Origin of the sequence: Xinfangfangia pollutisoli (assembly GCF_020179405.1) — a bacterium.
Taxonomy (GTDB): Bacteria; Pseudomonadota; Alphaproteobacteria; order Rhodobacterales; family Rhodobacteraceae; genus Pseudogemmobacter; species Pseudogemmobacter pollutisoli.
Genome location: NZ_JAICBZ010000138.1, coordinates 1 through 5,282, shown reverse-complemented (window position 1 = coordinate 5,282; position 5,282 = coordinate 1). Strand labels below are relative to the sequence as shown.

Below are 5,282 nucleotides of genomic sequence, written 5' to 3'. Positions count from 1 at the left end.
CCGGGCGGCGCCCGGCCCGTTGCGGCCAGATCGCAGCCGGCCCGGCCCGAGCCGGGCAAGCTGGTGCTGACCGCGGCCCTGCGGGTCGTGCCGCCGGTTGCGCCGCCCCTGCCCGAAGGGCCGGATGCGGAACAGGATACAGAAGGTCAGGCCGCGGTGCAGGACCTGCTGCCGCCGGATGCGCCTTTGGCCGAACCGGCGCCGGATGCCGCGGATTTCACCGGGGCCGGGGCGGGGACCGAAGATCTGATCTGGGCCTCGGCCGGCGCTGCCGAGGCGTCCGAGGCGGATCTTCTGATCGAAGAGGATGCCGAACTGCCCGCGGCCGCCACGCCGCCCGAGGTGCTGCCGCGCGGCCATTGGACGGCGGAAACCGTGCCGCAGGTCGACTGGATCCAGCCGGACGACGATTGGATCGACGACGAGCCCGTGCCCTTCGCCGCCCATCCCCGCGCCGGTTCTGCCGCGCCCGAAGGCCCGCCCGAAGACCCGCTGGCCCGGGCCTGGGCCGACCGGGCCGAGGCCGAGGTACGGGCCGAACTTCTGGGCGCCGATCTGCGGGGTGTCGTGCCGCCGCCGGCGGCGGACCCGGCCGATGCCGCCCCGCCCTCGCAGACTGCCGCCGGGGCCGCGCCGGGGCCGGGCCTGTTCGATGGCGACGATCCCGGTCTGGACGAGGAAATGCTGCGCGATATCGTGCGCGACATCATCCGCGAGGAATTGGCCGGCACGCTGGGCGAAAGGATCACCCGCAATGTCCGCAAGCTGGTTCGGGTCGAGATCAACCGGGCGATGACCGCGCGCGACTTCGAATAGCGCGCCACGCCCCTCCGGGCGCCATCTCGCGCCCCGCCCGATTGGCCGTAAAAGCAAAGCGCGCGTCCCAGGGGGCGCGCGCTTTGCTTTGCGAAGCCGGCCCCGGGGGCCGGCGCTTCGGTCAGGCGGCTTCGGCGTGATCGGCGTCCAGCGCCGCACGACGTTCGGATTCCTCGCGGCTCAGCGCCACGCTGGTGCGGATGCCCTTGGAGACGAACTCCATCAGCCCCTTCACCACCCGCTCATTCGGGTCGATCCCGGCGCAGGACAGCACTTCACGCCCATCGCGCGACCGTGCCCAGCGGGCGATCTGATCCGGCCCATTGCCGTATTTCTTGTCATCGGCAATCGCATCGTCCAAGGCAGCAAGCACGACCGCGGCAAAAAGTTTGCGCGCGCGCTGGCCCTGTTCGAAGTTGAATGCCGTGCTGTCGATCGTATCGAGCATCACTGGTCTTCCTGCGTCGTCTGCTTCGTCAACTGCTTGACGTCCCGCGCTTGTAACGATTTGATCACGATTCGGGAATTCCTGTTTTGCATGACAGGGTTGAATCCTGCGCATAGCTCCGGGGGCCGATACCGTATCTAGTCTGTCCTGAAGCGCAGAACTGCCAAAATGTAGGCAGTCAGGCGGGGCGTTCAAGCCGGGCTGCCGATTTTCTGGCGAGAATGTGAACGCTAACGCTGCAAGACCTCCAGAACCTGCGCTGCCCCGGCCTGCAGCCCCGCCCCGGCGCGGTCAAAGCGCAGGAAGGCCAGCGCCTCGGGGCCTTGCGCGGTTTCGGCGACGGTGCCCAGCCGGCCGGCCTCGCGCCCGTCGGGCAGGGTCAGCGGGGTGCCGGGCGGGGCGGCCCCGTCCAGCCGCAGCCGGGCCAGGCCCTTGCGCAGCTCGGTCTTGTGCTTCATCCGCGCGGTGACTTCCTGGCCGACATAGCAGCCCTTGCGGAAATCGACGCCATGCAGCCGCTCGAAACCCATTTCCAGGATATAGCTGTCGTCCGGCACAAGGTCCTGCGGGTATTCGGGCACCATCAGCGCCACGCGCAGCGCGTCCCAGTCGACCGCGGGCGCGGGCGCGGGCAGGGCGCTTTCGCTGTAAAGCCGCCAGCCCAGGCCCGGATCGCGCGGATCGGCCACCGCGCCCTCGGGCATCGGCCCCAGTCCGCGTGAGACCACAAGCCCGCTGTCGCCGATCTGCACATCGGCGCGCAGCCGGTACAGGCTCAGCCGCTTCAGCGTGGCGGCGGCCAGGGGGGCGGGCAGGTCCAGCAGATAGGCGTCTTCGGCATCGCCGGCCCGGCGGATCACGAAGAAATCTGCCAGATACTTGCCCTGCGGCGTCAGCAGCGCCGCCCAGACCGCGCCGGGCCCACGCTGCAGCGGCAGGACGTCATTCGTTACCAGCCCCTGCAGAAAGCTTAGCACATCGCGGCCGGTCAGCCGCCAGATCACCCGTTCCGTCATGCTGCCCCCTTGGTGCCCCCATGTCGCAGCCCCAGGATATAGGCCTGCCGCCCCGCGACCGCAAAGGCTCAGGCGCGGAATTGCAGCGCATGCAGCCGCGCGTAAAGCCCGCCCTGCGCCAAAAGCTCGGCATGGCGGCCCTGTTCCACCACCCGGCCCTGATCCATCACCACGATCTTGTCGGCATCGCGCACCGTGGCCAGCCGATGGGCGATGACCAGCGTGGTGCGTCCTTCCTGGGCGCGGGCCAGCGCCTCGGTCACCGCGGTTTCCGAAGCGGCATCCAGGGCCGAGGTGGCCTCGTCCAGCAGAAGAACCGGCGCATCGGCCAGCAAGGCGCGCGCGATCGCCACCCGCTGGCGCTGCCCGCCCGACAGCGACGAGCCGCGCGGCCCGGCCGGGGTTTCCAGCCCCGCAGGCAGGCGCGACAGGAATTCCGAGACATTGGCATCGTCCAGCGCCGCGGCGATGCGGCTTTCGGCAATGCCCTCGCGGCCGAGGATCAGGTTCTCGCGCAGCGTCTCGTCGAAAAGCCCGGTTTCCTGGGTCACCGCGGCGAACAGCCGGCGCTGGTCGGCCAGGGTCAGCTGGGTCGAGACCACGCCGCCGATGACGATCTGGCCATCCGACGGTTCGGCCAGCGCGGTCAGCAGGTGGAAGACGGTGGATTTCCCGGCCCCCGATGCGCCCACCAGTGCTGTGACCTGGCCGGCTTCCGCGGTGAAGCTTAGCCCGCGCAGCACCGGCTGATCGGCATCATAGCCGAAGCGCACATCGTCAAAGCGGATCGCGGGCGGCAGCGGCGACGGCTGCGCGGCCGAGCGCGCGGGGCGGTGATGGCCGGGCAGCGTGTCGAACAGGGCGAAGATCCGCTCCAGCGAGGCGAGCGCGATCTGCCAAAGCCCCGCCAGTTCGCCAAGTCGGCGGATCGGCTGGAAGGTCAGTGCCATGGCGGTGAAGAAGGACATGAATTCGCCGGTGGTGCGGGTGCCCGCCACCACCTCGCGCCCGCCCAGAAGCAGGACGGCGAAGAAACCGATTCCGGTCACCACATCGACCAGTGCCGGCATGGCGGCGCGGCCCAGCGCGGATTTCACCTCGGCGCGCTGGATCGTGTCGACGATGCGCGCAAAGCGGCTGCCCTGATAGGCCTCGGTCCGTGTCAGCTTGACCTGCTGGATGCCGTGAAAGATCTCGTCCAGCCGTGTCGCGCGCAGCCCGGCCTGCATCCGCATCTGCCGCGACTTGCGGCGGATATAGCGCTGCAGCCCCAGCGCCGGCAGCATCAGAAGCGGCGCGCCGATCAGCGCGGCGATGGTCCAGGTCACGTCGATCGACAGCGCCACCGCGAACAGGCCCGCCAGCGACACCGCATCGCGACCGATCCCCCCCACCACCGACAGCACCGCGCCCTGCGCGGCCATCGTGTCGCCCTGCACCCGCTCGATCAGCGTGCCGGGCGGGTTGGTCTGGAAAAAGGCGCCGTCCAGCGTCAACAGATGGTCGAGCATCGCCTTCTGCATCTCGGCCGCGGTGCCCTGATTGATCATGGCCATCAGCCAGCGGTTCAGGATCGAGGTCGCGGCGCGCAGCAGGAACAGCGCCAGAATGCCGCTGCCGACCCAGATCAGCGCCTGGGTCGAGCGATCGGCAAAGACCTGGTCGAACAGCGGCTTCAGCATCCAGGACAGGGCGCCCAGGGTCGAGCCTTCGACGATCGAGGTCACGAAGCTGAGGACCAGAAGCCAGCGGCGCGGGCGCAGGAAGCGCCGCCAGTGGCGCAGGAACAGGCCCTTCGGGGCGGCGGGTTCGGCTTGCGATGTCACGCTTGTGTCCTGCGGCTGCGGGCTTTCGGGATAGCGGATCGCCGCCGCAGGCTCAAGCCGGGCGGCGCGGCGGTTGGGCTGAGCCGAATTGACCTGGGCCGGGCGCGCGGCTAGCCATGGCAGGACGTGTTGCTTGAACATGCCGCTTGCAGGAGCCGTCCCTTATGTCGCTTGCCCATGGCCAGCCCTATCGCGCCATCCCCGGCCCCTCGGTCATTCCCGACCGGGTGCAACGGGCCATGCATCGCGGCAGCCCGAACATCTATGGCGAAGAGATCGAAGCCATGGTGGCCGGCATGATCCCCGATCTGCGGGCGCTTGCGGGCACCAAGGCCCATGTTGCGCCCTATATCGGCAATGGCCATGCCGCCTGGGAGGCGGCGAATGCCAACATGTTCTCGCGCGGCGAGACGGCGCTGGTCCTGGCCTCGGGCCATTTCGGCCATGGCTGGGCGCGCCATGCCACCGATATGGGCATCAAGGTCGAGATGCTGGATTTCGGCCGCCAGACCCAGGCCGATCCGGCCCGGCTGGAGGCGGCGCTGCGCGCCGACCGCGAGGGGCGGATCAAGGCGGTGCTGGTCACGCAGGTCGATACCGCCTCGTCGATCCGCAATGACATTGCGGCCCTGCGCGCGGCGATGGATGCGGCGGGGCATTCCGCCCTTCTGGCCGTGGATTGCATCGCCTCGATGGGCTGCGACGAATACCGGATGGACGATTGGGGCGTCGATGTCACGGTGGCGGCCAGCCAGAAGGGGCTGATGGTGCCGCCGGGCATGGCCTTCGTCTGGTTCTCGGAACAGGCCCGCGCGCGCTGTGGCGTGTCGGATCTGGCCACGCCCTATTGGCGCTGGGGCGCGCGGGCTGCGCCCTCGGAATTCTGGCAATACTGGTTCGGCACCGCGCCCACCGTGCATCTGTATGGTCTGCGCGAGGCGCTGACCATGATCCTGCACGAAGAGGGCCTGCCCGCGGTCTGGGCCCGGCACGAGGCGCTGGCGCGTGCGGTCTGGGCCGCGTTCGAGACCTGGGGCCAGGGCAATCCGGCGATTGCGATGAATGTGGCGCGGCCCGAGTGGCGCGGCCGCTCGGTCACTGCGGCGCGGCTGGGGGCGCCCGATGCCACGCGGCTGCGCGCCTGGTGCGAGACGCAGGCGGGGGTGACGCTGGGCA

5 protein-coding genes are annotated in these 5,282 nt (G+C 69.7%); 2 read left to right on the top strand and 3 right to left on the bottom strand.

Annotation, left to right across the window (positions count from 1 at the left end; translation table 11 throughout):
• Nucleotides 1-816: hypothetical protein (locus K1Y73_RS21155; protein WP_404819118.1), on the top strand; the 816-nt coding region annotated here is incomplete at its 5' end.
• A 121-nt stretch (nucleotides 817-937) separates the two neighbouring features.
• Here the strand turns inward: K1Y73_RS21155 and K1Y73_RS21150 are convergent.
• The 3 genes from K1Y73_RS21150 to K1Y73_RS21140 form a co-directional block, all read right to left on the bottom strand.
• Nucleotides 938-1,264, bottom strand: a complete 327-nt coding sequence (locus tag K1Y73_RS21150) for a DUF6280 family protein (protein ID WP_225030359.1) — start codon at nucleotides 1,262-1,264, stop codon at nucleotides 938-940.
• Between the two features lie 230 nt (nucleotides 1,265-1,494).
• Nucleotides 1,495-2,280, bottom strand: a complete 786-nt coding sequence (ygfZ, locus tag K1Y73_RS21145; protein ID WP_225030357.1) for a CAF17-like 4Fe-4S cluster assembly/insertion protein YgfZ — start codon at nucleotides 2,278-2,280, stop codon at nucleotides 1,495-1,497.
• Nucleotides 2,281-2,348: 68 nt separating this feature from the next.
• Nucleotides 2,349-4,247 (bottom strand): ABC transporter ATP-binding protein, encoded by a 1,899-nt coding sequence (locus K1Y73_RS21140; RefSeq protein ID WP_225030355.1) that lies wholly within the window; start codon nucleotides 4,245-4,247, stop codon nucleotides 2,349-2,351.
• Between the two features lie 23 nt (nucleotides 4,248-4,270).
• On the opposite strand from K1Y73_RS21140, the gene K1Y73_RS21135 reads away from it, so the two are divergent.
• Nucleotides 4,271-5,282: pyridoxal-phosphate-dependent aminotransferase family protein (locus K1Y73_RS21135; protein ID WP_225030352.1), on the top strand; the 1,012-nt coding region annotated here is incomplete at its 3' end.

Bases quoted from the DNA above. Each gene is read 5' to 3' on its own strand.
- K1Y73_RS21150 (WP_225030359.1), bottom strand. From the start codon at position 1,264: ATGCTCGATACGATCGACAGCACGGCATTCAACTTCGAACAGGGCCAG.
- ygfZ (WP_225030357.1), bottom strand. From the start codon at position 2,280: ATGACGGAACGGGTGATCTGGCGGCTGACCGGCCGCGATGTGCTAAGC.
- K1Y73_RS21140 (WP_225030355.1), bottom strand. From the start codon at position 4,247: ATGTTCAAGCAACACGTCCTGCCATGGCTAGCCGCGCGCCCGGCCCAG.